Origin of the sequence: Burkholderia sp. 4NA327C6 (genome assembly GCF_005502655.1) — a bacterium.
GTDB classification, from domain to species: domain Bacteria; phylum Pseudomonadota; class Gammaproteobacteria; order Burkholderiales; family Burkholderiaceae; genus Burkholderia; species Burkholderia contaminans.
In genome coordinates this window covers 43,052-69,441 of record NZ_SCNZ01000049.1, presented here as the reverse complement: position 1 = coordinate 69,441, position 26,390 = coordinate 43,052, and the positions used below count along the sequence as shown (strand labels likewise).

The window sequence follows — 26,390 nt, the reverse complement described above, 5'->3', positions numbered from 1 at the left end:
CTACGCCCCCCCGCCCCCTTACGTCTGCATAACCAGCGACGTCAGCTGCGCCGCCCGCGCCACCGCCGTCTTCGCGTAGATCGACTTGATCTGCGTGCGGATCGTGCCGATCGACACGCCGCGCAACCCGGCGCATTCCTGCGGCGACAACCCGTCGCAACACAGCAGCACGGCAAGATCAGCCTCGGCCGACGACAGCCCGTAGAACACACGCAGCCGCTGCGCGCGGGCCGACGGCGAACGCAGGTCGGCGGCCGTCATCAGCGTTGCGACGCCCGGCCGCTCGCGCATCAGGCGCGATTGTTCGGGCACCGGCATCAGCGCCAGCGGCAGCGGTTCGCCCGTCGTGCGCCGTAACAACAGCCCGCCGCGCGCGTGCGCGTGCCGCCATTGCGCGTCGTCGACGCAGCCTTCCGGCGCGAATCGCCCGTTCACGACCCGCAGCGCCGGTTCCGCCGAGATCAGTTGATCGGCCGCGCGATTCGTGTAGCGCAGCTCACGCTGCGCGCCGAGCAGGAACACCGGCACCGGAATCGCATCGAGCACCGATTCGGCGGCGGCCACGCGCGCCTCGAGCTCGCCGATCCGCGCCTGGATCTGCAGCGCGCGGCTGATGTGCATCCCCATGTTTTCGATCGCATGGCGCTGATCGTCGGACAGCCCCTGCGATTCGAGGCCGCCCTGGACGCTGAGGAATGCGCCCGAGCCCTCGCTGCGATGGATGTACAGGCCCGAGATGCTGCCGAGCCCGAACGGGTGAAGGAATTCCTGATAGAACGCGCTGTGCGCGCGCTGGTGCGCGGTCAGGTGCTTGACGTCCTCGAACCAGCGGCCCGCCGGCCAGTCGGCGGCGACCGGCACGACCGGGTCGTACCGATAGAACTCGGTGTTGTAGGTGTGATGACACGCGGCGACCCATGACGCGTCGTCACCCGCCGCCTGCTCGATCGCCGGCACCCGCGCCGCGTCGTCGAAAGACAGCAGCGTGACCATGCGCACGCCGACCCACGATCGCAGCCCGTCCAGCACCGTTTCCCATCGCTGATCGCCCAGCGCCGCAGCGTAGACGTCATCGATCCATGCGGATGGAATCAACCCGTTCATTTGCATCTGGCCACCCCGCGCCGTGCGTTGTTGTCGAACGTCTTCTGCGCATCTTAGTCAATCGGCACGCGCGTTTAAATCACTCGTTCGCGTTTGATCGAAATACCACGTTTGTTACCGTTTATCATCAGACGTAATGGCCGTCATTCCGGCACGCACGATGCCGCCCGCTTTTCATCCGGATCACGGTATGCCATGATGCAGCGCATGACGATTCGAAACACCACGCTCTCGCTGCACCATCACCACGGACGCCCTCTGTTGCGCCGTGGCTCGTTTCGCATCTAGCAATTGCATCGGGTGAATGCCCGATCAAGACGACAACCAAGGCGCCTCCGGCGCCTTTTTTGTTTTTTGCCGCCTTGAAAGCGGACTGCGCCGATCATTCGAACCCGTACGGAGTGTTTTCAATGCAACAGCCCTGGAAAGACATCGCCTTGCCGGATTTACCGCTCCGCGACGACCTCAAGTCGCAGCACGCGTACGGGGCGCCGCAGCTCGATGTGCCGGTCCGCCTCAACGTCAACGAGAACCCCTATCCGCCGTCGGCCGCGCTCGTCGAGCGCATCGCAACCGCGGTGGCGGACGCCGCGCGCGCGGCGAACCGCTATCCCGATCGCGATTTTGCCGAGCTGCGCGCGCATCTGGCGGCGTATCTGACGCACGACACCAGCGTGACGATCGACGCATCGCGCATCTGGGCGGCCAACGGCTCGAATGAAGTGATCCAGCAGATCCTGCAGGCATTCGGCGGCCCCGGGCGCTCGGCGTTGGCCTTTACGCCCGCGTATCCCATGTATGACGAATACTGCCGCACGACTTTCACGCGCCTGCATACGTTGCCGCGCACCCGGGATTTCGCGCTGGATCTGGATCAGGCGCTCGACAGCATCCGCGAGCACCAGCCGAGCGTCGTACTGCTGACGTCGCCGAACAACCCGACCGGCACCGCGCTGCCAGTCGACGACATCCGCGCGATACTCGACGTCGCGCCGGGCATCGTCGTCGTCGACGAAGCCTATGCGGAATTCCGGCGTCGCGGCGTCCCCAGCGCGGTGACGCTGCTGCCGGACCACCCTCGGCTCATCGTCACCCGCACGCTGAGCAAGGCGTTCAAGTTCGCGGGCGGCCGCGTCGGGTATTGCGCGTGCGCGCCTGCGATCGTCGAAGCGCTGAAGCGGGTTCGATTGCCCTACCACCTGTCCGCCTTCACCCAGGCGGCGGCCTGCGCGGCGCTGGCCGCACGCGACGAGATGCTGTCACAAGTGGAGGCGATCAAGGCCGAGCGCGATTCGACCGTCGCATGGCTGCGCGGCCTGGGCCTGACGGTGGCCGATTCCGACGCCAACTTCGTGATGTTCGGCGAGTTTGCGGATCGGCACCGGATCTGGAGCGGACTCCTGCGTCACGGGGTCCTGATCCGGGAGTCCGGGCCGCCGGCGTATCTTCGCGTGTCGATCGGCACCGGCGCGGAGATGGCCGCGTTTCGTGCTGCGCTGCTTGACGTGATGGCGCTCGAATAAACGACCGGCCATCCGGTCGATGATGCGACGAAGCGCATGCCCGCGCCGTATCCGACGATGTGCTTACTTCATCGTCGCGAACCGCATTTCCATCGCGTTGATCTTCGCGAGCACCGCTTCGCTGAGCGTCCTGACGTGGCGCGGCACATCGGGCGTCGACAGCAGTTCCTCGATTCGCCCGCGCCAGTAGCTCGGATGCCGCACGCGCCCCGCACCCGACATCGACACATCGTCAGCGTTCGTCTCGCTGTCCAGGAGAGCCACCATTCTCTGAATGTGAGAGAGCTCTCGTTCTGCATAGTCTCGCGCCAGCATAATGATTGAAATTCCCCCGAAATACGACAGCAGGCCTTCCGTCATCAACGCGCCATCGTGTCGCGGTGCAAAGCATTCACCGCACACGTTTGTCGCCATCGTACGCAGAAGCTGTGTCAATAAACCGCGTGGGCATTTGCTGATTTCGATACGGAATGGGGAGCCTGTCCGAATGTTCTGACGACTTCCGGCCCCGATGCCCTGTGGTCAATCGTAGGCTTACTGTTGGGCGATGACATCTCCCAAAATGGAGATGCGGGGCGATATCGGCCGGGCGGTGTTTCCGGCATTTCCAGGTCGTCGGACGTCGCGCGGAAGGCATGCGGTTGCCGGCTGAAGCAAAATCGCGATCAGCTGACTACCTCGACTCCACGCGCGTCCGGCGCATGACCGACCGGCACGCACGAGGCGGACATTTGCCGTGTGCACGTTTTGCTTTCCGCATTGCTGGCGCGCGCCTTCACCAGCAGGCGTGTCGTGCATCGGGTGTCGAAATGTTTCGTGGAACTACATACTTGAGAGACACGGCCCGCTGAAGTCAGATACCGACATCGCCATGCTTCAGCCCGAAAATGAAATCGACCTCCACCGAAGCCCCTTTGGGCAATTGCAGCACACCGACCGACGTACGCGTATGAACGCCTGCGTCGCCAAGCACCGCATACAACATGTCGGATGCACCATCGGCGACTTCACTTTGCATCGTGAAGCCGGGTGCGCTTCGCACATAGACGGTGATGCGCGGCACTGTCGCTATCGCGTCGAGCGTGCCGCAGTGCTTCCTGATCAACGACAACGCACGCAGCGCCGATACGCCGGCGGCCCGGCGACCTTCGTCGAGCGAAACGGATTCCCCCACTATGCCCACGAAATGCACCACGTCGCCGATCCGCGGAATCTGGCCGGCAACGTAGGCCGTATTCCCGTCGACCAGAATGGGCGTGTACTTTCCGCCAATCCTGATTTCCTCGTCCGGATTGAAGCCGAATTCGGCCGCGACCTGGGTCAGCTTATCGTCTCGGTTCATCAGTGAATCCCCCGATACTTCAGAAAAATGTAAAAAATAATTAAGCCTCGCCCGCTTGTCTCGAGGAAGAAATCCCGCCGCGAACGATCAAAGAGACGTGCCGCTGCCGTTAAAAGTTTCCGGGTAATCCTCTACGTTTTCTCATACATGACACACTTTTCAGGTGTTCGAAGCAGTCCAGCATCGCTTTATCGATGCCAAATCTCGTAGTCGACGAGAATTTGCTCAAAATTTTCCGCTGAAAACGCTATCATATGTGTACTCAACCTGAAGAGTGATATATGGCAACGTACAAGGAACTGAAAGCTCAAATGGAAGCTTTGGCCGAGAAAGCCGAAGCTGCACGTGCTGCGGAATTCCAGGCGATCGTCGACGACATCCGCACCAAAGTTGCGGAATTCGGCATTACCGAGAAAGACATTTTCGGTACGCGTCGTGGTCGACCGGCCAAGCAAGCGTCCGCCCCGGTGCAGGCAAAGTATCGCGACCCGAAGACCGGAGCAACCTGGTCGGGCCGCGGTCGCGCGCCCGCATGGATCAAGGACGCGAAGAATCGCAATCGATTCCTGATCCAGGAATAAGATTCTCGACGCGCACCGGCGCGCACTCTGGCGCGCCGTCCTGCTATTTGAGCATCGATACCGGCGGTATTAAAGCCGCTCCGGTACGGTGAAGGTTTGTGCCATCCGGCGCGTGGTTGCACGCTACGCGTCGGATGGCGTGCTGCCCGATCTTTCCCGATTCAACGTTCGTAATAGATCGCAAGCCAGACGGTTTGCGTTTCTTCGTGCGTCCACGCGACGCGATGACGGCAATGCGGCTCGATCAGCACGTAGTCGCCGGGATGCATTTCATGACGCGCCGGGCCTGCTTCGAATTCGAGTACGGCCGCGCCCGATAGCAGCACGACCCATTCGGCGCGCGAGTCGTCATACCAGAAGCCGTCGGGGCTCGCGTGCCCCATCGATACGATTCGCTCGACGTTCAGACGCTGCCCGGTGACAAGGAGGTCGATTTGTTCATCGTCGCCGCGCTGGCCTTCGGTGGTGAACAGGTTGCCGGTTTGAAGGTGCATGGGGCGGCCTCGTCGATGATCGTCGGTGGAAGGAATCGCGCGTTGAGTGACGCGCAATATTCACCGTAGTCTAACGATCACCGTCGACGCTGACTCGTTTCGTCGGAAAGCGCATCGTAGCGTGTCGCGTGCCTGCAATCGGGCATCAATCCGTTCAAGCGAGCTCCCGTACTGTTCGGGATCTCGCTCACCGAACGTGCTGTGATTGATGCCGTCAACATCAGCATGCTTTCATACCGCCGCCCGTTCACACTCGATCCAGCGGAACGGTAAGCAGGTCGATCACCGCTTGCGTCTCGGGGCGCACGCCGCGCCACCACGCAAAGGCTTCCGCCGCCTGCTCCACCAGCATGCCGACACCATCGGCTACGCCGGCGACCCCCGCATCGCGCGCCAGTCGCAAGAAAGGCGTGAGGCGCTTGCCATAGGCCAGTTCATAAGCCGTACCATGCGGGCTGAAAACGCCGGGCGGCACGGGCGGCAAATCGCCTGTCAGGCTCGCGGACGTCGCGTTGACCACCAGATCGAAGCGCCCCATGCGGTCGAGTTCCCCGTAAGCGCACGCCGTTATCGGGCCGTACGAAGCCAATTGCAATGCCAGCGCTTGCGCTTTCTCGACGTGACGATTCGCCATCACCAGTTGCGCGGGGCCCGCGCCCAGGAACGGAAGCAACGCGCCGCGCGCCGCGCCGCCGGCACCGAGCAGCAACACACGCTTGCCCGCGAGCGGCGTGTGAAGATTCACCTCGATATCGCGCAGCAGACCGATGCCGTCGAAGTTTTCCGCGAGAATCCGATCCCCCTCGAACTTGAACGCATTCGCCGCGCCTGCGAGCGTCGCGCGCTCGCTGCGCTCATCGGCCATGTCGAATGCCGCCAGCTTGAACGGTGCCGTGATGTTCATGCCCTTGCCGCCGGCCGCGATAAAGTTCCGCACCGTTACCGCGAACGCATCATCCGGTTCGCACGGCCCTTCGATGGCCGTGTAGTGCATCGCCTGTTGCGTCGCTTCGGCGAAAAGACCATGAATCAGCGGGGATTTCGTATGGCCAATCGGATTGCCGATCACCGCATAGGTATCGCTCATCGTCGCCTCACTTGTCGAACAGCACGCCATCGGTCTGCATCGCATCGATCTCGGCGGGCGTGAAACCCAGCGATTGCGCGACTTCGGTATTGTGCTGCCCCAGATCGGGGGCAACTTCGCGGATCGTGGTATCGCACCCGGAAAACCGGAACGGCAGATTCGGCAAGCGCAGCGTGCCGTAACGCGGATGCTCCTGTTCGACGATCATGCCGCGTGCCTGTATTTGCGGGTCGGCAATCACTTCGTCGATACGTTGCACCTTCGCGCAAGGCACATCGATGCCGTCGAGCAGCTCGAGAATCTGCGTCACCGTGCGCGCGGCCACCCACGGCTCGACCACGCCGAGAATCTCCAGCCGATGCGCATTGCGTCCCACGCTATTGTGAAACCGCTCGTCGGCGCCGAAGCCGCGGGGCCCGCCGTTCGCTTCGATCAGCGACGCGAAGCGCTTCCAGGCATCGTCCACCTGCGCGGCGATCACCAGATCGCCATCGGTCGCGCGAAACACGCCATAAAGCGTCGAGCCGGGCATGTCGTGCCCGGTCTGTTCGGGAAGCACATCGGCAAGCGTGTAGCACTGCACTGCATATTCGTGCATCGAGACGAGCGTGTCGTAAAGGGCCATGTCGATGTGCTGCCCTCGCCCGCTTTTCACGCGGCCGAGCAGTGCCGCATTGATGGCCGCGACCGCGTGAATGCCCGTGTACATGTCTCCGAGCGAAATACGCAGTAGCGGCGGGCGGTCGCCCGGCGTGCCGACCATCTGCATGATGCCGCTCTTGGCCTCGGCGATCAGTCCGAAACCCGCGCGATGGGCGTCCGGCCCCGTGTGGCCATACGCGGAAATGGAGCAGTAGACCAGCCCTGGATTGCGCGCGGAAAGCGCTTCGTAGCCCAGCCCGAGTTTGTCGAGCGCGCCGGGCCGGTAATTCTCCACGAATACGTCGGCCGAATCGCAGAGCCGCTCCATAAAGGCCTTTCCGCGCGGGTCCTTCATGTTCACGCTGACGCCGCGCTTGCCCATATTGAGCTGCAGAAAATAGCCGCTCGAGCGATCGTCGAGCACGGTCGCGTGCTGGCGCCCCGCGTCGCCGCCGCCGGGTCGCTCGACCTTGATCACTTCCGCACCCAGCGCCGCGAGGCAACGCCCCACATACGGACCCGCGAGAAAGTGGCTGTAGTCGACGACACGTATCCCTTCGAGTGGACGAGCCTGTTTCATCGTTCAGCTCCCGGCCGGCGCGGCACCATCAGACGATGCTCGCCTCGTTGCACGACTTCGCCATGCTGATTGATCAGCTCCGACGGAAGCGTCACGATGCCCCAGTCCGGGCGACTCTTGCTCGGGCGCATCGCGCCGATGCGAAACTTCACATGCAGCACGTCATCGACCTTGATCGGCAGAACGAAGTCCCAGCTCCAGCCCAGCGACATGCCCGGCACAAAGCGATAATCGCTCCGGGTCTTCAGGCCATCGGCAATCGAAAGACCAAACAGTCCATGCGCAACGAGGCAGCCAAAGTGGCTCGCGTTCGCATACGCTTCATCGACGTGCACAGGGGTGTAATCGCCCGTGAGATCGGCATACGCGAGAATGCGCTCCTTCGTGACGGTGTAGCTCGGGCTCACGCATTCGTCGCCTTCGCGTGCGTCGTCCCAGTATTTTTCGACGATGGTCATGTCATGCCTCCGCGCGCGGATCGATGGCGAGCGCCTGCTCCACGCAGCGCACGGGTTTCGCCTGAATGAATTCGACGGCAAGGCCATCGGGCAAACGCAACCAGTTCGCACCTTGCGGCATGGGCTGCACGTCGTAGCGGCGGGCGGCGGCAAGCGACGCTTCGACGTCCTCGCACATGATGCCCAGATGGCCAAGCCTCCCTTCGGGGCCCGAAAAATCCGGCTGGTGGATGAACTGCATGCCGCCAAGCGTCCAGTACTGGCGCGGCGCTTCGGTCGTGCCGTCGACCTCGCGCATCGTCATGCCGAACACCTCCTCGAAAAAGCGGATGTGCCAGTGGATGTCGCTCACGAAGACGGCGACGTGTTCGAGATAGGCTTTCGGCTGGCTCATGCTTGCGCCTCCGCTTTCCGGCGGTCGACCATCGCGCGCTCGATGCCCTTGATGCACGCAACCAGCGTGGCGTTGACGGGCGTCGGCACACCGTAACGCGCGCCCCAGCGCACGACCGAGCCGTTGATGAAGTCGATTTCGGTCACGGAACCTTTTTCGAGGCTTTGCAGCATCGACGTTTTGAACGCAGCGGGCAAACCCTCGGCGGCAAGCGACCACGCCTGCTCCGGATCGTTCATCGAAAGTGTGACGCCTGCCGCCTTCGCGGCCGCGATTGCTTCCGCGACGGCCGCCAGCGAAGTGGCCTTGAGCAGCGGCTCGTCATAAAGCTGGCCGTAAGTCAGCGACGTGATGCCGGTCAGCGCGCCCGTCGCGACATTCACGAGCAGCTTGTCCCACATGGTGCCGACGATGTTGTCGCTTACCTGCGTGTCGAGGCCCGCGCTGCTGAATGCGTCGGCAATACGTCGAACGCGATCCGTCACGCGTCCGTCCAGTTCGCCGATGATGGTGTGCTTGCCCACGACGCCCGACTCGATATGCCCGATGCCGCGCAGTACGCCACCCACATAGGTCTTGCCCGCGAGCACACGTTCGCGGCCTACGGCGTCGGCAAGGATGTCTTCGTGGCCGAGGCCGTTTTGCAGTGACAGCACCCGTGTTTCAGGCCCCACCAGCGCTTGTGCGCCGCGAATCGCCGCATCGGTATGGAACGACTTGACGAGCACGATCACGACCTCGGCCACCCCCGCTTCGTCCGGCCGGGTAGTCGCGCGGACTTGTACCTGGCGCGTGCCGCTTGTGTCATCCACGCGCAGGCCGTGAGCTCGCATCGCATTGACATGCTCGGGCGAGCGGTCGATCAGCCAGGTCTCGTGGCCGCCTTCGGTGAGTGTCGCGCCAATCGCGCAGCCCAGCGCGCCGGCACCCAGAATGGCAATTTTCAAGAGCGTCTCCTTGATGTGTGACGTCACGATAGGAGCCGCCGCATCATGTCGCAATACAATGGATACAATGACATCATTGCATTACGCAATAATAGAGACCTGCGATGATCCCGACCGATCTGCCCGACCTCAAGCTGCTGCAATTGTTCGACCTGCTCTACGACACGCGCAGCGTCACGCGCGTGGCCGAACAACTCGGTCAGAGCCAGCCGACCGTCAGCATCTGGCTCGCGCGGTTGCGCGAGCATTTGCACGATCCCCTCTTTATCCGGACGCCCGGCGGCATGGCGCCCACACCGCAAGCAGATGCGCTGATCGGCCCGTGTCGGGAAATTCTCGAATCGTTGCGGCGCTTCTCGGCCTGGGAAATCGACTTCGATCCAGCGACCGCGCAGAGACGTTTTCGCATCTGCATGACCGATGCGAGTCACGTGACGCTGCTGCCGCGCCTGCTCGCATACGTGCGCGCGCAAGCGCCTCGCGTGCGCCTGGAAGCTGCGCGGATCGACGGCAACACGGAACGCGCGCTCGAATCCGGCGAGGCCGATCTTGCGATTGGATACGTGCCGTGGCTGAGCGGCGGCATCTATCAGCAACAGCTCTACGAGCAGGATTGGGTATGCCTTGCGAATCGCCATCATCCGCGTATTCGCAAGCGGCTCGGCGTCAACGCGTATCGCACCGAAGGCCATGTAGCGATCACGGGAGGAACGGGCACGGCGCTGCTCGAGCAGGCGCTCGTGCGCGAGCGCATTGAACGGCAGGTGGTGCTTGAACTGCCCGGTTTCCTGGGGCTCGGCGCCATCGTGCAGACCACCGATCTGATCACGACCTTGCCGCGCCATATCGGCGAGACGCTGGCTCAGGCCAGTGATCTTTCGGTCCATCCATGCCCCATTCCCGTCGCGGGCTTCGCCGTTCGGCAACACTGGCACGCGCGCTACCATCAGGAGGCCGGCAATCGCTGGCTGCGTTCGGTCGTCGCCCGGCTGTTCGGCATGTCTGGCGCGGACGTTACAGGCTGACGGATTTACGGCTTCGGTATCAACGTCTGCCGGTCCGTCGCAAGCAGACAATTGCGCCCGGTCGCCCGTTGCCTCTTCAGGATCGGGGATCGCCACCCACGCCGGGCGGCTCGCGGCCGGGAAGTGTCGTTGACGGTGACGCAGGATCCGGCGTCCGTCAGTCCGTGTCCGTTTCGACTGGAACAGCGGACGCCCGTAGTGGGTTCGTACGGATCGCGAAAAGGGTGTCATCCACATGTCGAGCAGGCGCGCCGAGCTGGAATGGCTCGACGCCGTCAGCGCATGTTTTCACCACGCCACGCCAGATCGATCCGTATCGCGGGAATAAAACCATGCCGGCTCCGGTATATCGGGGCGTCAGGCCGCTCACCACGCCGAACGAGCCGGTGCACGACGCCCAACCGAAACGGAGAGACCGCAATGTCACAGCCCACCCACGTCGCCTACACACGCTTCGCGATCGCCATGCACTGGTCGATCGCCATCCTGATCCTGTTGAACCTGATGATCGGGATCTACATGGATACCTTTCCGCACAACTCGACTCAGTTCAATGGCATCCTGTTCTATCACGCGTCGATCGGCAGCCTGATCTTCATGCTGACCGTGCCCCGCCTCGCGTGGCGTGCGACGCATACCCCGCCGCCGCTGCCGCCCAGCGTTCCGGCGTGGCAGGCGCGGATCGCCGGCGCACTGCACGGCGTGCTGTACCTGCTGCTGTGTCTCGTGCCGCTGACCGGCTACGTGCATCGCCTCGCCGGCGCCCATCCGGTCAGCTTCTTCGGAATCACGGAATTGCCGGTGCTGGTTGGCCGCGACGAACCGCTGCGACTCCTGACCGATTCGCTGCATCGCGCGCTGGTGCTGACGCTGGGCCTGTTGCTGGTCATGCATGTCGCGGCCGGGCTGAAACACAAGTTCGTCGACCGGGACGGTGTCGCGGAGCGGATGGGAATCTGAGCGCGACCCGGCGGTTGATGTTCGCCCGAAACGGCCCCTCGAACATCGGAAATCCCGGCAGCCGCTGTACGCAGTGCGAGTGCGAGTGCGAGTACGAGTGCGAGTGCGAGTGCGGATGCGGATGCGGATGCGGATGCGGGATGATCGTCTTGCCATGCAGCAACTTCGTCACTGCCGGCAGAACGAACGATCGATGAGTGGAATTTTCAGCTCACGACACCCGCTCGAGGTGAAGTGCCGCGAGCAGGATGCTGCTGTGCCGGAGTAGTGCAGCCACTACTCCGGACTTCCACGCGGCGATCAGAAGCCGTGGTACATGCCGATGTTGACTTGAACCTGGTTGCCGCCCGATGCGGTATTGCCAAAGTCGGCGACGGAAGCCTGAGCGCCCTTGGCATGAACGTACCCGCCCATCGCGTACAGCGCGGTGCTCTTCGACAGCGAGTACGTCGCACCCAGCGACACCTGGTTGATCGACGCCATCGTGCGGCCTTCGGCAGCCAGCGCGGGCGTGGCCGCAGAACCGTACACATACGTGTACCCGGTCGCCAGCGACAGTGCCGGGGTGACCTGGTACTGCAGGAGGGCGCCCAGCACGTTGAAGTGGATCGACGGCTGGCCAGCGTTGCCCTGGTACTGCGCGTTCGAGTAGCGCAAGCCAGCCGTGTACGGACCAATCTGGTATTGAGTGGCGACTTGCGCGATGCCCGCGCTCTTGAATGCATTCCCGCCGTTGTAACCCGAACTCGGATAGCCCAGCGCACCACCGAAACTGGGTTGCGCCGTGGCGTTCGTCCACCCGTTCGCACCCTGGTTGACAGCTCGGAAGTAGCCGCCGGCGACCGTCAGACCGCCCTGAGCGTAGTTCGCGGCCACCGACCACGATTGGCCCGAACCCGTCGAACCGGCCACGCCGCCGAACGAGTACGCGCCTTCAGCCTGGAAACCGTGAATCAGCGGCGAAATGTACTTCACTGCGCTGTTCTGGTTCGTCGTGTTGTCGTTGTTGTCCACGTCGCCCGGGGTCGAGAATGTCGACGCCGAAATGGCGTCGCCCGTCAGGACCTGAACCATTTCCGTCACGGCGTCGAGCTGGCGCCCCAGCCGCACGGTACCGTACTGATCGGAAGCGAGGGATACGTATGCCTGGCGGTTGAACAACGAGCGCGTGGAACCAATAGGCCCCTGGCCGCCAATGCCGCCCGTACCGATGTTGAAGCCGTTTTCGATCTTGAAGATCGCCTTGAGGCCGCCGCCGAGATCTTCCGTTCCCCTGAGGCCCCACTTGTTCGAACCGGCGGCACCACCATCGAGGCCGTACCGACTGTGACCGTTGATGTTCGACGTGTAGCCGATACCTGCATCGAGCATGCCATACAGCGTGATCGACGACTGTGCCATCGCTGCCGACGATGCTGCGAAGGCGGCAACAGCGATAACGCTGACCTTGATTTTCTTGTTTTTCATCTGTCTTTCACTGTCAGGAGTGGTTGCGGGATTGTTTGAAACGGGTTTTGTCGTATTCGAATGCAGATGACGGCGCACGGCCTGCACGTCGTCTCAGGGTGCAACAGGTGGCTTCATGTTCGTCAGATCGGCATATTTGACTCGATCATTTCGTCATCCTCAAAATTTCATGCCGAAGGGCGCCTCGCATCTCGTCCTGTCCGGCATGCCATCGATTCGAACCATCGCGGCGTCCCGACCGGACGAAAGCCGCTTCCTTGCTTTTGCTGTTGCCCGAGCCATGCGGCACCGTGGATGGGTCGTGTGCCGATTCCACAATGCCGAAAACTCAAGCGGATTACCGCGCTAAGCCGAACGTTTCTCCGATGGCATTTCGAAGAAGTACTCCATTGCGATGGTCCAGGCCCACGCACTACCCGTGAGCGCGGTCAGCGATGACGAAAGCGGACCACGCTCCACCCGCGACGACAAACGGTCTGAGCGTACCCAACTCGCTCGCAGATCGATCGAGCGGCCGGCCAGCCGCTGGCGACGGGCGCGAACCCTTTCGCCACGCACCAACGCAGCCGGGACGCGCTTTGCAGGTGCGAAAAACCATATCAGGAACATAAATCGTCGTCAAAATTTGTTTGATATAAGTTAATCGCGTCTGATAACCCTTAGCTTTATCGGGATTACCCTAATAGAAACCGGCGCCAAGGTAATGCACCAGGGAGATCTGTGCCTGCACGCAGATGCACGGAATCGAACCGGCTGAAATGGCCTATTGGGAGGAGCGCCTGGCTGCCTCCAGTACCTCACTTCGAAATCCGCAGTGAAGCGGTCGATCGCTACGACAGGCAGGCATGAACCCGCTGACAGTACCAATCGTTGAATGTTGGCGACGACTCGCATCCCCCATCGGCGTCCATCACCCTCGACGTCACCGTCCGCCGCTCTTCGTCGGACTGCATTCGGCCAGTATGCGAAGCTCAACACATCGATCGGATGGACATTCAAGTGGCGCAGGTTTCTTGCGGATTCAACCCGTCGATGCAACGAATTGATGAAAGCGCTCAGCCGGTGTATCGAAGTCTGGCGTCTTTCGAGGACGCTCATTGAGCCGGCCGATGCGGACTCCGAACCGGGCAATGGGAGCGGCCCTGACTTGTCGGATCGAAAACACGCGGCAAAGCCGGAAAATGGATTTTCATATTCACTTTTCTTGGTTCCCCTGCTTTATCACGACCTATAGATTGGGCGCGCCCATGCGTTTTCGAATATTTAGAAAAAACACACGCCCCATATGTTCAATAGACGTCTACTAGCACTTGCCGTACTTCCGTTCCTCCTGGATGCGTGCGGAGGGGGAAACAGTTCGATTACTGCAGATAGCCAGAACCCGTTGGCGACGCCAGATCAACTGGCAGCAGAGAAACTCGCGATCACCGCGGTAGCGGACCCTTCCGTCATTGCGGCAAAAGCCACGTTGAAAGCCAACTGGCTAGCAGCGGCTCAAGCAAAAGGCGGGGTATCCAGTGAGGCATTGACGAACATCGATCAGGCCGTCGACGAAGCTGTTTTTTCTGTGGCGCTGGCGATTGCCGCAGGCGATCCCAGCGCGCCGAAGGTGGTATCGATTCTCGCGGCTCCGCACAATTGGTACGGAATGAACGTGCCAGGCTCGCGGACGACATTTGACAACCCGGACACCATCTATCGCCGCATTCCGGTTGACCCGGCGTCGAGCTATGTCTTGACGGGCAAGGTCCACGCGCAAAAGCCGGTCGATTTCAATTTCAGCGTCTACAACAGCGCAAGCGCGACGGTCTTCAATTTGCCGGGCGACCAGCTCGTCACCACCGCGGACGGCAGTTACGTCATTAACGCCACCTCGACCGCAACAGGGAATGGCAATGCCATCCCGCTCGCTTCGGGAGCGGCGTCGCTCTTCGTTCGAGATACGATCACCGAATGGGGCGTGCAACAGTTCAACAGTCTGGCGATACAGCGGGTCCCGTCGGTCTCGGCGCAACCGCTATCCGCTCAGGCGGTCGCGCAGACCCTCGCGGCGACGCTGCAGAAGCCGGGTGCCGGCGCCTCCTTCGCTGCCTTCAATGCGCTGGGATATGCGCAGGCTGTCAATACGCTTCCAGCGCCATCACTTGGCGGCTCGGGCGGACGCCTTGCAAATCAGGCGGCGACCTATTCCGCTTTTCAGCTTGCCGATGATGAAGCACTGGTCGTGAACGTCAACCTCGGCGGGGCCAAATACTTCATAGCGCCAGCTTATGGACGTTGGACGATCACGACCGACTATATCAATCACACCCAGACGTTGAACAACGCCCAAGCGGTGGCCAACCCGGATGGCACCTACACGTTCGTGGTGTCCCCGACGGACCCGGGCGTTTACAACTGGGTCGATACCGTAGGTCTGCATCAGGGCTTTCTCAACCTGCGCTGGCAAGGATTGCCGGCGACACCCGCGCCACAGGGGCCTTCGGCGACAGCCCAGCTCGTGAAGATCAGCGACCTTCGGACCGTTCTCCCCGCGACAACGAAGTACGTCACCGCGTCAGAACGACAAGCTCAACTGGCCGCGCGCGCCGGGAGTTATTCATCGCGATACGCACCTTGATGGTTTCGCGTCGGCGCCAATGAGCCGCTGGCGTCAACGCGAAACGTGCGCTGCACGTGCCTCCTTTGCGGTAACGCTCATTGGGAACGTGTATACCCGAACAATCAGTCAACCCGGTACCAGCGACCAGATTCCGGACACACGGCGGCTGGTGCGCCGTTCGACCAGACTTGCTCCTCATCGAGGTGCAGCGAGGTCGAAGGGGCGATGTCGAAGACTACCTCGAGTGCTTGCCCGACATGGACATCTTCGATGGGAAGCTCCCAGGTCAGGAATATCTGGACGCAATCCCGGTCCGTCGCGAAGTCGGCCGCATCAAAGCCGCTGCTGCGGCGCTGAATGACGCCATGAGGCTGGCCGGTATCGAATATCACGGCTGTCCCCCGGGTCAGGGGAATGCGATGGCCCGTAGCGGGAAAATGCAAGTCCAGCCCCCGGTCGTCGCTCAGGAATAGATTGCAGAAGGCCGCGCCGCCATATTGCGCACCGTCATGGTGGTACTTCGCGCCACGACAGGCCATGAGGGCTACGTCACTGGAGGCAAGCACGTTGGGCAGTCCCAGTGCGCACGTCCAGTCGGACATTGCCTGCACGCAGCGCTTATAGTCCGGCCAGCGCGCTTGCGTTCGCGCCAAAGGCATGGCCTCGACGTCCCCGGGTTCCAGGACGAGTCGCGACGATGTTTCTCTGTCCCAGTCTGCAAGCACGCGTGCGGAGGGAACGGGCACGTCGACCGTGCCTGATAGAACGATGTCACTTACGCGTCGACTGCGGATGGTGTCGCCGCTCCAGAAATAGGAAGTCAGCATGTCTCGAATTCGACGCTGTCGATAGGGGGGATCTGCGCGATTGTAACGATTCAGCCTGATCACGTCGGCGAAAATCGGCCAGGGGGCAAGGCCGGCGGCGATTGACGTCGAGGCGGCGGCGCTTGGAGTGAATGACCAGGCTGGTCACGGGCCATTGCCCGGCAATGTCTTCAAATGGGCTATTCGCCCAAGTCGGTCGTGGCCATAAACCGGCTTTCAGAGGGGCCTGATGCGTTTTCGAATGGCCGCTCTCGAGAACGCTGATTGACCGCCTGCGGCCCGGGCACGTTTATCGACGCTGGTAGACAACGCCCTGAATCAAGACCTGATCTGGCTCCGGCGCCTCGTCAAAACGCTTGTGCGCCTCGGCAATGGCGACCTGATTCTCGCTCGCCCAGTTGACCAACGCCATGACAGGCTTCAACAGCGTTCTGCCCATGTCAGTCAGTTCGTAATCGACGCGGGGAGGAATCGTTGGATACATCGTTCGCGTTATCAGTCCGTCGCGTTCCAGCCCGCGCAAGGTCAGTGTCAGCATCCGCTGCGAAATGCCGTCGATGCCGCGCTTCAATTCGTTGAAGCGCCGCGGGCCATTGGCCAGCATGGCGACAATGTAGAGGCTCCACTTGTCGCCGATGCGATCCAGGATTTCACGGGTTGCCAGGCAGCCGCCAGCGTTCGGTGCAGGCATATCGGCGGGTAGCTCAGGGTGACTAAGTGACATGCGTGTGCCTTCTTGTGGGGACAGGGAAGGAACCATACCATCCTACGTATGAATTGGTAAGTCAGGCTAATAATCTGACTTAGTTCTTATTTTATACCTGTGAGCCATCATGAGCCGCACCCTGCTTGTCACGTCCAGCCCGCGCGGGGGTGACAGCCTGTCGACCCGCTTCGCAACCGAAATCGCAGAGGGCATCCGGGCCCGCACGGGCGGCCTGCTGACCGTGCGCGACCTTGCCGCGAATCCTCCACCCCATATCGCACCGGCCTACATCCAGGGTCGGATTTCGTCGCCCGGAGATCGCACGCCGGAACAGGTCGAGGCGGTGAAGGTCGCGCAAGAGCTGGTCGATGAGTTGAAGGTCGCCGATGTCATCGTGCTCGGTTCGGGCATGATCAACTTCGGTCTGCCCTCGCAGCTCAAGGCGTGGTTCGATCACGTCACGTGGCCGGGCGTCACCTTCGGCTACGGCGATACTGGGCCGAAGGGGCTGCTGACCGGCAAGAAGGTCTATCTCGTTACCGCTGCCGGCGGCGTGTTCTCGGAAGGTGCTTGGGCACCGTTCGACTTCCAGACCAACTATTTGCTGCATCTGCTCGGTTTCATCGGCCTGACCGACGTTGAAGTGGTGCGTGTCGAAGGCACGGTTTTCGGCCCCGATGCGGCGAAGGCCGCAATCGCCAACACCGAAACGGCCATCAAGGCCTTGTTGGCGAAGGCTGCGTGACCTCATGGCCGGGAAAAAAAACGTCGCGCTATTCGGTGCAACCGGGCCGACCGGAACGCACATCATCGAGGAAGCCCTGAAGCAGGGCTACAACCTGTCGGTCTATACGCGCGACGCAAAGAAACTCGCGTCGTTCGCGGGAAGGATCGAAATTGTTGTCGGCGACCTGCAAGATCAGAGTGCCATTGCGAAGTGCATCCAAGGTGCGGATGCGGTCATCAGCGCCCTTGGCCCCAACGGTCTCAAGGTGCAGGGCGATAAGCCGGTCATGCACGGCTTGAGCAACATCATCGCCGCGATGAAGCGCGCAGGCGTGCGCCGTCTTGTCCAGATTTCAACGGCTGCCTATCGCGATCCCAAGGATGGCTTTGCCTTCAAACCCCATGCGTTCGCGCTGTTGTTCAAGGTAATCGCGCGCAACGGGTATGAGGACATCAAGGCGACTGGCGAATTGGTCGCCAATTCGAACCTGGACTGGACACTGGTACGTATTCCTAACCTCAAGGATGGCCCCGCCGATGGCAGCGTGGATGTGGGTTGGTATGGAACGACCAAACTCGGCATGAAGCTCTCCAGAGGCAATCTTGCGAAGTTCCTGGTTGACCAGTTGACCGACAGGAAGTTCGTGCGTGCCGCGCCCGGCATCGCTGATCATTGACCCGGCAGCATCTCGACAAGGTTCACGCCATGAGCGGATTCACCGATGCCGATGTACCCGATCAATCGGGAAAGACCTTTATCGTCACCGGCGCCAACACCGGCATAGGCTTTGAAATAGCGCGTACGTTGGCGGCGCGGCGAGCCAGGGTGCTTCTCGCGTGCCGTGACGAGTCGAAAGCGCAAGCGGCTATCAGCCGGATTCGTCTGAAGACCCCTGGAGCAAATCTCGCATTCCTGCCGCTCGATCTCGCAGACCTGACGAGCGTGCGGAACGCAGCAAAACTGGCCGAAAAGGAACCGCGCATCGACGTGCTCATCAATAACGCGGGCGTGCAAGGGCCGAAGCTAAAACACACGGTGCAAGGCTTCGAGCTGACATTCGGCGTCAATCATCTTGGTTGCTTCGCGTTCACTGCGCTCATGTTGCCCAAACTCGCGGAAATATCCGGGTCGCGCATCGTCGTTACGAGCAGCGGTCTGCACAAGGACGCGAAGATCGAGTGGGACGATCTTGATGCGAAGAAGCGTTACAAGTGGATGCCTCGCTATGCAGCCAGCAAGCTTGCGAATCTGCTTTTCATCTTCGAGCTGGATCGGCGACTGCGAGCGGCGGGTACGCCTGTTACGGCAGTGGCCTGCCATCCTGGCCTTGCTGGAACCAACCTAGCCCGCGATAGCTGGTGGGGCAACGCCGCCATGTCATTGATCGGGCTGTTTTTCAACACGCCGGCTCAGGGCGCGTGGGGTGCATTGCAAGCGGCGACCGGACAAATAAAGCCCGGCGGCTATTACGGGCCGACGAAAACTTCCGAATTGCGCGGCCCCTCTGGTGAATGCACACCGTCCGAGGACGCACGGAATCCGGAACTCGCACGGCGACTGTGGGACGTATCGGTTCAACTGACCGGAATCGATGCCGAACTGCCGGCAAGTTCATAGCGCGAAGATCGGATCCCGAGAACGTCGTATGCAAATAGACCTCTATACTGAAATCACATGCCCGTGGTGCATCGTCGGGCATCACCGTCTCGATAAAGTGCTGGCGGAGCGTTTCCCCAACCTGGCCGTCGACATTCGGCAGCATCCGGTCCTGCTGCTGCCGGATGCGCCGGCAGGCGGCCTCTACATTCCTGATTTGCTGCGCTCGCGCTACGGCATAACCGATCCGAAAATCGCCTTCACTCGCCCTGAACGAGAAGCCCGCGCTTCGGGCTTCGACCTGGATCTTGGTCGCCAGCTCCGGGCCTATCCGACTCAAGCTGCTCATGCCGTGATTCTGGCAGCCGCCGGGCTTGACACGCAGCACAGGCTCGCAGTTGCCATCAGCCATGCTTATTTCATCGCAGCGAAGAACATCGCCGATGCGGACGTGCTGGCCGACATTGCCGCCGACTACGGTTTTGACCGCGATCAGGCGCGCGCCATCGCTCTTGATCCCGAACAGCACCGTCGCGTCGAAGCGGAAGCACTCAAGTCGGCCAATGCCGGTGTCCGTTCGGTTCCTCACTTTGTCTTTGGGGGAAGCATTGCCATCAATGGCGGGCGCAGCGAAGACGAGATTGCCGCGGCGATACAGGCAGCTTCCGGCGCAGTCTCTCTCTGACGCGGCTTCGACAAATCCAAAGACGGACAGGACCTTCTCACCGGATTCACGGCAGTAGCGACGTCGATCACCCTGGCGTGCGATACCGGGAGCCGGGACGACCAATCGCGATGCCTGCGCCGAGATTCACCACGCCCCATCAAACCGCCGCCCTCAACCACCCCAGCACATCCCCCTGCGCACTCCCCTCCACCACCGGTTCCGGCGTCAACAAGCAGTAATGCGAGCCATCCTCGACGAATCCCATCGGCGCGACCAGCACACCGCTTTCGATGTCGTCTCGCACGAGATGCCACGGGCCGATGGCGACACCGAGCCCCGCGACGGCCGCCTGCAGACTGAAATAGAAATGGTCGAACGTCTGCCCGCGCCCGCCTGCGGCCGGCTGATTCGCCGCCACCGCCCATTCCTTCCACGCGTCCGGCCGGGTCCGCGTGTGCAATCGCGGCACGTCCGTCTTCAACGAACGACTCCCACGACGCGCGGAGAACCACGCATCGACCTTATCCGGCCGGCAGACCGGCCCCACCTTCTCCGCGAACAGCCGCTCCGCGTGATAGCCCGCCGGCCACGCAAAGTCATTGCGTCGAATCGCCATGTCGATGCCGCTGTCGAATGAAAACGGGCCGCCCGCGGCAGCCAGGTGAATGTCGACGCCCGCATGCCGCGCCTGAAAATCCGGCCAGCGCGGAATCAGCCAGCGCATCAGAAGCGTCGGTTCGCACGACAGGACCCAGCGCCGCGCGCGGGCGGCCTCGGTACGCAATTCCTGCGCGGCGTGACGCATCAGCCCCAGCCCGTCATGGACGGCCTGCGCCAGCTTGCGGCCCGCATCGGTCAGGAACACACGGCGGCTGCGCCGCTGGAACAGCGCGACGCCCAGGTCGTCCTCGAGCAATCGCACCGCGCGGCTGACCGCGCCGTGAGTCAGGCACAGCTCGTCGGCGGCACGGCTGAAATTCTCGTGACGCGCCGCCGCCTCGAAGCAACGCAGCGCCATCAGCGACGGCAGGTTCGTGCGAATGGACTGTGAGTCAATCTCACCATTCTGGTCAGAAATCATCGCTTTTCCCGATGGAACATGACTCATAAGATTGCGCCATCAAGCCATCAATCGCAAGGACAAGACGATGACCGAACTGATAGTTGTAGTCACCATCACACTGCTGGCCGTCATCAGCCCGGGGCCGGACTTCGCGATGGTCACGCGCAACAGCCTGATGCTGTCGCGCCGCTCGGGCGTGCTCACCGCGCTGGGTATCGGGCTCGGCGTGACGGTTCACGTGAGCTACACGCTGCTGGGCGTCGGCCTGCTGATCCGCCAGTCGCTGTGGCTCTTCAATGCCGTCAAGCTGGTCGGCGCGATCTACCTGATCTACCTCGGCGTGAAGATGCTCATGACGAAGGCCGGCAACGGGCACACGGATGCACCGGCCGCACCACTATCCGACCTGGCCGCGCTGCGCACCGGCTTCCTGACCAATGCGCTGAACCCCAAGACCACGGTGTTCATCGTCAGCCTGTTCATGCAGGCCGTGCGGCCCGACACGCCGTTGATCGTGCAGATCGGCTACGGCGCGTTCATCGCCGTCGCGCATGCCGGCTGGTTCAGCCTGGTGGCCCTCTGCTTCTCCGCGACGGCCGTCCGCGATCGCCTGCTGGCGCTGCGGCACTGGATCGACCGCACCTTCGGCTGCCTGCTCGTGGGCTTCGGCGTCGCGCTTGCCATCGCCCGCGGCGGGCGCTGACTCGAAACGGCGCGCCACGCGCCGAGGCAACCGACGGGCGCGCTTCGCCGGCGCGCCGGATACATCGTTCGGCAGCGTCAGAACGTGCGCGCGATGGTGCGGGCCTCGTCGATCGCGCGACTCCGATCGACCGCTCCGTCGGGACCGAACAAGGTGCGCTCGACGACGATCCCGGTGACGTCCGTCACGCCCACGAACTTGAGCCAGGTCTCCATGTACGGACGCTGAAGATCGAATTCGGCAGCTGGCGTAAACGAGCCCGGCGACTGATAGCCGAGCCCGCGCGCATAGACCACCGCCGCCTTTTTCCCGGCCAGCTTGCCGGCGAAACCGGCGCCGTCGAACGTGAACAGCACGTCCTTCTGCGAGATCGCGTCGATCAGGTGCTTGAGTTTGTACGGAATACTGAAATTCCACAGCGGCACGCCGAACAGGAGCTTGTCCGCTTCGTGAAACGGCGCCGCGAGCTGCTCGATCCGTTGCCATGCCGCCGCCTGAGCCGGCGTCAACGCCTTGCCGCTCAGTCCCGCATATTTCGCGGCGAGCGCGGCTTCGTCGAATTCGGGTATCGCCAGGTTCCAGATGTCGAGCTTCTGTATCTCGTGATCGGGATGGGCGAGCCGGTACGCATCGAGAAAGGCATTGCACACGTCGATGGATGCCGAGTAGTCCTTGTTGGGTGAGCCTTCGATATACAGCACACGTGTCATGAAACCGGTCCTTGCCGAAAGTGACGGCGATGCGCGGGATGCGCGGTCGCCCACTGCACTTCGCAGCCTATCGGATCGACCTATAATCCGGAAACGATATGAATTGATCGAATTAACCTGATTTGGTGATGAATGAACATGCCCCTCGACACGTCGCTGCTTCATACGTTCGTCTCCATCGCCGACGTGCGGAGCTTTACCGGCGCAGGTCGCCGGCTGAATCTCAGCCAATCCGCGGTCAGTGCGCAGATCGCTCGCCTCGAGGAGCAGGTCGGCCGGGCGCTGCTCGCCCGCAATACGCGCAGCGTCACGCTCACCGAGCACGGCCGGATGCTGCTCGGCTACGCGCGCGCGATGCTCAACCTGAGCGAGGAAGCGAAGACGAGGCTGGGCAGCGGCAAGGCAGTCGATGTGACGCTGCGTATCGGCGCATCGGAGGATTTTGCGGGGGGCTGGCTTCCCGACGTGATGCGCCGCCATGGCGCCGCGCGGCGCGGCTTGCGGCTGAATCTGACGGTCGACATCGGCGACAGCCTGTTTCAACGGCACGCAAACGGCGAATTCGATCTCGTGATCGGCAGCCGGTGCGCGCACACGGGCCACGGCGCGACGTTGTGGCGGGAGCCGCTCGTCTGGGCGTTTGCGCGCCACGAGCCGCTGCCGGAAGGCGATGTGCCGCTCGCGTGCTTCCCCGATCCATGCCCGTACCGGGGCGCTGCCATCAAGGCGCTCGCACTGGCCGGCATGCCCTATCGCATTGCATGCGAAAGCCCGAGCGTCACCGGCATCCTCACGTTTGCACGCGCCGGCATCGCGATCGCGCCGGTGCCGCGCAGCGCGATCGACGACACGCTCCGCGAGCTGGGCGTGGCCGAAGGCTTGCCGGCGCTGCCGGACATGGCATTCGTGATGATGCATGACGCGAAAATGCCGGCCGCCGTCGAATTCGCCGCGACGCTTGTCGACGAAACCGCCATTCGCAATGGGGCCGTCTCGCGCAACCGGCCTTAACCGGCATCCTTCACGGTCGAGATTCGATCCAGCCACTCACCGACACACGCGCCCTCGACCACAACGGCGCGCTGCGTGCGAAACAGCCGCGCGCCGGCGCCGGTGCATCATCGGTCTCAGCGCTTCGCGCTCAATCCCGCCCGTGCACCCGCCGGTTCCCGGCTGCGCCCGAGCAGCGCCGCCAGCGACAGATCCGCGAGCTTGCCGAACGGCGCGCGCAGCAGGCTCGGCAGGTTCCAGCGCCCCAGCACGAACACGCCCTTGGCATGGCTCATCGCGCGGAATCCCTCGATGCCGTGATACGCGCCCATCCCGCTCGGGCCGACGCCGCCGAACGGCAAGTCTTCCTGCGCGACATGCAGGAGCGTGTTGTTGATGCCGACATTGCCCGACGTGGTGCGCTTGAGCAACGACTCGCAGTCGCTGTCCTGCGCGCCGAAGTAATACAGCGCAAGCGGCCGCGGGCGCGCATTCACGTAGTCGACGACTTCGTCGATCGTGCGATACGTGCGCACCGGCAAGATCGGCCCGAAGATCTCTTCCTGCATCACGGTCGTATCGTCGCCGGCCCCGACGATCAGCGTGGGCGCGAGCGTCCGCTTGCGGGTGGCCGCCTGCTGCGGGTTCACGCCTGCCTCGATCACGCGCGCGCCCTTGCTGCGCGCTTCGTCGACGAGATATTTCAGGCGATCGAAATGCCGGTCGCTGACGATCGACGTGTAGTCGGGGCTGGTCGGCCCGTCCGGATAGAAACGCGCGACAGCCGCATCGTACTGCGCGACGAACGCGTCCAGGTCGTCTTCATGCACCAGCGCATAGTCGGGCGCGACGCAGGTCTGCCCGCCGTTCGACAACTTGCCGAACACGATGCTGGACATCGTCCGGCCGTCGACGTGCCCTCTCGCGACGATCGCCGGACTCTTGCCGCCGAGCTCGAGCGTCACCGGCACCAGATTGTCGCTGGCCGCCTTCATCACCTTGCGGCCCACCTGCGTGCTGCCGGTAAACAGCAGATGGTCGAACGGCAAGCCGCTGAAGGCGGCACCGACTTCCGGGCCGCCGAGCACGACCGCGACTTCTTCGCTCGAGAAGGTATCCGCGAGCATCCGGCGCATCACCTCGCTGGTGCGCGGCGTCAGTTCCGACGGCTTGAGCATCGCGCGGTTGCCCGCGGCCAGCGCGGTGGCGAGCGGAATGAACGTAAGCGCGAACGGGTAATTCCACGGCGCCATCACGCCGATCACACCCAGCGGCTGGTACTCCACGTGCGCCTGCCCGGCTCGGTAAAAGATCCCGACGTGCCGGCGCTGCGGCTTCGTGAAGCGGCGCAGGTTGCGCGTCAGGTAGTCGATCGCCTGGATCACGCCGACCAGTTCCATGATCGCGGTCTCGTGTCGCGAGCGATGCCCGAAATCGGCGCTGACCGCCTCCTCCACTTCGCTGCGATACGCGAGCACCACGGCGCGCAGCCGCGCGAGCCGTGCCTTGCGCTGCTGCACGCTCGGCGGCCCGTCGCTCACGAACGCGTTGCGCTGGCGGGCCAGCAACACCGCCGGGTCGAAGCTCGAGCTTGATTCTGCGGAAACGGCCATGGTGCACCTCACGGGGTTGCGTCGATGTAGACACTGTCAACTTGCATGCGGCGGATCATAGGACCACAATGTGTTCCCTGTCAACATAGGAGCTACACGATGTCGTCGGATGCGGATTCGGACGCCGGGCAAAAGGCTTATCACCACGGGGATCTGCGTCGCGCGATCATCGAAACGGCGCTCGACACGCTGCAGGAGCAACAAGGCTGGCAGTTCACGCTGCGCGAAATCGCGCGGCGCGCGAACGTCAGCCACTCGGCGCCGTACCGGCATTTCCCGGACAAGGCCGCGTTGCTGCACGAGCTCGCGCTGATCGGCTTCGATCGCCTGCACGAAGACCTCAAGGCGTCCGTCGATCCCGCGGCGGACGCACCGGACGTGCTGCTCGCGCTCGCTTACGCCCATCTCGCGTTCGGGCAGCGCAATCCGGATCTCTATCGACTGATGTTTGCCGCGGATGCTGGCGAGCCCACGGACATCCATCTCGATCCGCGCGTGCAGGCGCCGTTCCTGCTGGTCGTCGACATCCTGGAACACGGCCAGCGCGCCGGCACGATCCGTCCGCGCCCCGCGCTCGGGCAGGCGACGGCCTGCTGGGCGCATCTGCATGGTCTGACGATGCTGGCGATCGACGGGCGGCTGGTGCGCGAGAAAGTCGGCGATCACGCGATCGAAGATGCGCTGACCACCTTGCTGGACGGTCTCGTGCTGCCCGCCAGCCCCGCGCGGGCCGCGAAGGCGAAAAGGGCTTGACCTTCAACCTCGCTCAAAGGTTATGGTTTGCCTCGGCAGCGTATCGAAGTCATGGATAGGTGCAATGCCATCCGACAATCCGGCGGCGCGTCGACAACGTCCGCCTGTGGCCGATGAAAGGGAACCGCATCATGAGCAAGCGCATCCTGCACGTCGTGAGCAACGTCGCGCACTACGCCGATCCGTCGCAACCGACCGGCCTGTGGCTGTCCGAGCTGACCCATGCGCATCACATCTTCGCGGCGAAGGGCTATGAGCAGCGGCTCGTGAGCCCCAAGGGCGGCGTGTCGCCGCTCGAACCGCGCTCGCTCAAATGGCCGCACGCCGACGCCGCCGCGAAAGCGTGGCGCGCCGACAAGGCCAATGAAGCGCTGCTGGCCACCACCGCACGCCCCGACGAGATCGATCCGGCCGATTTCGATGCGATCTACTTCACCGGCGGCCATGCGGTGATGTGGGACTACCCGGACGATGCGGGGCTGCAGCGGCTCACGCGCGAGATCTACGAGCGTGGCGGCGTCGTGTCGTCGGTCTGTCACGGCTATTGCGGGCTGCTGAACACCACGCTGTCGGACGGCTCGCTGCTGGTTGCCGGACGCCGGATCACCGGCTATTCGTGGGTGGAGGAAATCCTGGCCGGCGTTGCGAAGAAGGTGCCCTACAACGTCGAGGCGCAGATGCGGCAGCGTGGCGCACGCTACGAGAAGGCGCTGCTGCCGTTCACGTCGAATGTCGTCGTCGACGGGCGGCTCGTGACCGGCCAGAATCCGCAATCGGCGAAAGCGACTGCGGAACAGGTCGTCGCATTGCTGTGATTGTTGTTTCGCAA

The 26,390-nt window shown here is 62.8% G+C and carries 28 protein-coding genes and 1 pseudogene; 14 read left to right on the top strand and 15 right to left on the bottom strand.

Translation table 11 applies throughout. The annotated features are described in order from the left end of the window. Positions 1-18 precede the first annotated feature (18 nt). Entirely contained in the window at positions 19-1,104 is a 1,086-nt protein-coding gene (locus tag FFS49_RS34105) for a helix-turn-helix transcriptional regulator (RefSeq protein WP_224755625.1), read from the bottom strand. A gap of 410 nt (positions 1,105-1,514) precedes the next feature. Between FFS49_RS34105 and FFS49_RS34100 the strand changes: the two genes are divergently transcribed. Then, a complete protein-coding gene (locus tag FFS49_RS34100; RefSeq protein ID WP_105818514.1) occupies positions 1,515-2,627 on the top strand; it encodes a histidinol-phosphate transaminase in 1,113 nt (370 codons plus the stop codon). 63 nt (positions 2,628-2,690) lie between these two features. Here FFS49_RS34100 and FFS49_RS34095 read toward each other — a convergent pair whose 3' ends face one another. Both FFS49_RS34095 and FFS49_RS34090 read right to left on the bottom strand, forming a co-directional pair. Next, positions 2,691-2,942 carry a hypothetical protein gene (locus FFS49_RS34095; RefSeq protein WP_105818532.1) on the bottom strand — a complete coding sequence of 84 codons (252 nt, stop codon included), beginning with the start codon at positions 2,940-2,942 and terminating at the stop codon, positions 2,691-2,693. Between the two features lie 538 nt (positions 2,943-3,480). Next, positions 3,481-3,969 carry a RidA family protein gene (locus FFS49_RS34090; protein ID WP_105818513.1) on the bottom strand — a complete coding sequence of 163 codons (489 nt, stop codon included), beginning with the start codon at positions 3,967-3,969 and terminating at the stop codon, positions 3,481-3,483. Positions 3,970-4,250: 281 nt separating this feature from the next. Here FFS49_RS34090 and FFS49_RS34085 point away from each other — a divergent pair, with 281 nt between their 5' ends. Continuing rightward, the gene (locus tag FFS49_RS34085) at positions 4,251-4,550 is read left to right on the top strand and encodes an H-NS histone family protein (protein ID WP_039347818.1); all 300 of its coding nucleotides are present in this window, start codon (positions 4,251-4,253) and stop codon (positions 4,548-4,550) included. A 161-nt stretch (positions 4,551-4,711) separates the two neighbouring features. On the opposite strand, the gene FFS49_RS34080 is transcribed toward FFS49_RS34085, so the two are convergent. The 6 genes from FFS49_RS34080 to FFS49_RS34055 form a co-directional block, all read right to left on the bottom strand. Beyond that, on the bottom strand, positions 4,712-5,044 hold the full coding sequence (locus tag FFS49_RS34080) for a cupin domain-containing protein (protein WP_105818512.1): 333 nt from the start codon (positions 5,042-5,044) through the stop codon (positions 4,712-4,714). Positions 5,045-5,291: 247 nt separating this feature from the next. After that, positions 5,292-6,131, bottom strand: a complete 840-nt coding sequence (gene aroE / locus FFS49_RS34075) for a shikimate dehydrogenase (protein ID WP_039347822.1) — start codon at positions 6,129-6,131, stop codon at positions 5,292-5,294. 7 nt (positions 6,132-6,138) lie between these two features. After that, the gene (locus FFS49_RS34070) at positions 6,139-7,353 is read right to left on the bottom strand and encodes a CoA transferase (protein ID WP_105818511.1); all 1,215 of its coding nucleotides are present in this window, start codon (positions 7,351-7,353) and stop codon (positions 6,139-6,141) included. Further along, positions 7,350-7,811 carry a MaoC family dehydratase gene (locus tag FFS49_RS34065; protein ID WP_105818510.1) on the bottom strand — a complete coding sequence of 154 codons (462 nt, stop codon included), beginning with the start codon at positions 7,809-7,811 and terminating at the stop codon, positions 7,350-7,352. Before FFS49_RS34065 ends, FFS49_RS34070 begins: the two co-directional genes overlap by 4 nt. 1 nt (position 7,812) lies before the next feature. Then, positions 7,813-8,205: a VOC family protein gene (locus tag FFS49_RS34060; protein WP_039347830.1), complete on the bottom strand. Its 393-nt coding sequence runs from the start codon at positions 8,203-8,205 to the stop codon at positions 7,813-7,815. Further along, positions 8,202-9,152: a 2-dehydropantoate 2-reductase gene (locus FFS49_RS34055; RefSeq protein ID WP_105818509.1), complete on the bottom strand. Its 951-nt coding sequence runs from the start codon at positions 9,150-9,152 to the stop codon at positions 8,202-8,204. The genes FFS49_RS34060 and FFS49_RS34055 overlap by 4 nt, the downstream gene beginning before the upstream one ends. Positions 9,153-9,256: 104 nt before the next feature. Between FFS49_RS34055 and FFS49_RS34050 the strand changes: the two genes are divergently transcribed. The 3 genes and pseudogenes from FFS49_RS34050 (at position 9,257) to FFS49_RS34040 (ending at position 11,137) form a co-directional block, all read left to right on the top strand. Then, entirely contained in the window at positions 9,257-10,177 is a 921-nt protein-coding gene (locus FFS49_RS34050; protein WP_105818508.1) for a LysR family transcriptional regulator, read from the top strand. A 205-nt stretch (positions 10,178-10,382) separates the two neighbouring features. Next, positions 10,383-10,481, top strand: a pseudogene (locus tag FFS49_RS42745) (glutathione S-transferase); the annotation flags it as partial. A gap of 116 nt (positions 10,482-10,597) precedes the next feature. Beyond that, on the top strand, positions 10,598-11,137 hold the full coding sequence (locus FFS49_RS34040; RefSeq protein ID WP_039362493.1) for a cytochrome b/b6 domain-containing protein: 540 nt from the start codon (positions 10,598-10,600) through the stop codon (positions 11,135-11,137). Between the two features lie 300 nt (positions 11,138-11,437). Here FFS49_RS34040 and FFS49_RS34035 read toward each other — a convergent pair whose 3' ends face one another. After that, positions 11,438-12,604: a porin gene (locus FFS49_RS34035; protein ID WP_046547083.1), complete on the bottom strand. Its 1,167-nt coding sequence runs from the start codon at positions 12,602-12,604 to the stop codon at positions 11,438-11,440. Positions 12,605-13,988: 1,384 nt separating this feature from the next. Between FFS49_RS34035 and FFS49_RS34030 the strand changes: the two genes are divergently transcribed. Further along, complete coding sequence (locus tag FFS49_RS34030; protein WP_224755626.1) at positions 13,989-15,224, top strand: hypothetical protein; 1,236 nt, start codon at positions 13,989-13,991, stop codon at positions 15,222-15,224. 104 nt (positions 15,225-15,328) lie between these two features. On the opposite strand, the gene FFS49_RS34025 is transcribed toward FFS49_RS34030, so the two are convergent. Both FFS49_RS34025 and FFS49_RS34020 read right to left on the bottom strand, forming a co-directional pair. Then, positions 15,329-16,033, bottom strand: a complete 705-nt coding sequence (locus FFS49_RS34025) for a hypothetical protein (RefSeq protein WP_105818505.1) — start codon at positions 16,031-16,033, stop codon at positions 15,329-15,331. 289 nt (positions 16,034-16,322) lie between these two features. Continuing rightward, positions 16,323-16,757 carry a helix-turn-helix domain-containing protein gene (locus FFS49_RS34020; protein ID WP_071335827.1) on the bottom strand — a complete coding sequence of 145 codons (435 nt, stop codon included), beginning with the start codon at positions 16,755-16,757 and terminating at the stop codon, positions 16,323-16,325. Between the two features lie 109 nt (positions 16,758-16,866). On the opposite strand from FFS49_RS34020, the gene FFS49_RS34015 reads away from it, so the two are divergent. From FFS49_RS34015 to FFS49_RS34000, 4 genes are read left to right on the top strand one after another with little or no spacing between them, the layout of a single operon-like run. After that, positions 16,867-17,484: an NAD(P)H-dependent oxidoreductase gene (locus FFS49_RS34015; RefSeq protein WP_105818504.1), complete on the top strand. Its 618-nt coding sequence runs from the start codon at positions 16,867-16,869 to the stop codon at positions 17,482-17,484. 4 nt (positions 17,485-17,488) lie between these two features. After that, positions 17,489-18,142 carry an SDR family oxidoreductase gene (locus FFS49_RS34010; protein WP_105818503.1) on the top strand — a complete coding sequence of 218 codons (654 nt, stop codon included), beginning with the start codon at positions 17,489-17,491 and terminating at the stop codon, positions 18,140-18,142. 29 nt (positions 18,143-18,171) lie between these two features. After that, positions 18,172-19,083 (top strand): oxidoreductase, encoded by a 912-nt coding sequence (locus tag FFS49_RS34005; protein WP_105818531.1) that lies wholly within the window; start codon positions 18,172-18,174, stop codon positions 19,081-19,083. 28 nt (positions 19,084-19,111) lie between these two features. Further along, complete coding sequence (locus FFS49_RS34000; protein WP_105818502.1) at positions 19,112-19,747, top strand: DsbA family protein; 636 nt, start codon at positions 19,112-19,114, stop codon at positions 19,745-19,747. Positions 19,748-19,886: 139 nt separating this feature from the next. On the opposite strand, the gene FFS49_RS33995 is transcribed toward FFS49_RS34000, so the two are convergent. Further along, entirely contained in the window at positions 19,887-20,810 is a 924-nt protein-coding gene (locus tag FFS49_RS33995) for a LysR family transcriptional regulator (RefSeq protein ID WP_105818501.1), read from the bottom strand. Positions 20,811-20,877: 67 nt separating this feature from the next. Here FFS49_RS33995 and FFS49_RS33990 point away from each other — a divergent pair, with 67 nt between their 5' ends. Then, a complete protein-coding gene (locus FFS49_RS33990) occupies positions 20,878-21,495 on the top strand; it encodes a LysE family transporter (protein WP_105818530.1) in 618 nt (205 codons plus the stop codon). A 77-nt stretch (positions 21,496-21,572) separates the two neighbouring features. Here FFS49_RS33990 and FFS49_RS33985 read toward each other — a convergent pair whose 3' ends face one another. Continuing rightward, on the bottom strand, positions 21,573-22,205 hold the full coding sequence (locus FFS49_RS33985; protein WP_105818500.1) for an NAD(P)H-dependent oxidoreductase: 633 nt from the start codon (positions 22,203-22,205) through the stop codon (positions 21,573-21,575). 132 nt (positions 22,206-22,337) lie between these two features. On the opposite strand from FFS49_RS33985, the gene FFS49_RS33980 reads away from it, so the two are divergent. Further along, positions 22,338-23,216: a LysR substrate-binding domain-containing protein gene (locus FFS49_RS33980; protein ID WP_105818499.1), complete on the top strand. Its 879-nt coding sequence runs from the start codon at positions 22,338-22,340 to the stop codon at positions 23,214-23,216. Between the two features lie 116 nt (positions 23,217-23,332). On the opposite strand, the gene FFS49_RS33975 is transcribed toward FFS49_RS33980, so the two are convergent. Then, complete coding sequence (locus tag FFS49_RS33975) at positions 23,333-24,808, bottom strand: coniferyl aldehyde dehydrogenase (RefSeq protein ID WP_105818498.1); 1,476 nt, start codon at positions 24,806-24,808, stop codon at positions 23,333-23,335. Between the two features lie 99 nt (positions 24,809-24,907). Between FFS49_RS33975 and FFS49_RS33970 the strand changes: the two genes are divergently transcribed. Together FFS49_RS33970 and FFS49_RS33965 are read left to right on the top strand one after the other, a co-directional pair. After that, the gene (locus FFS49_RS33970) at positions 24,908-25,561 is read left to right on the top strand and encodes a TetR/AcrR family transcriptional regulator (RefSeq protein WP_039362447.1); all 654 of its coding nucleotides are present in this window, start codon (positions 24,908-24,910) and stop codon (positions 25,559-25,561) included. Between the two features lie 131 nt (positions 25,562-25,692). Next, the gene (locus FFS49_RS33965) at positions 25,693-26,376 is read left to right on the top strand and encodes a type 1 glutamine amidotransferase domain-containing protein (protein WP_039362504.1); all 684 of its coding nucleotides are present in this window, start codon (positions 25,693-25,695) and stop codon (positions 26,374-26,376) included. The last annotated feature ends 14 nt before the right edge of the window (positions 26,377-26,390 follow it).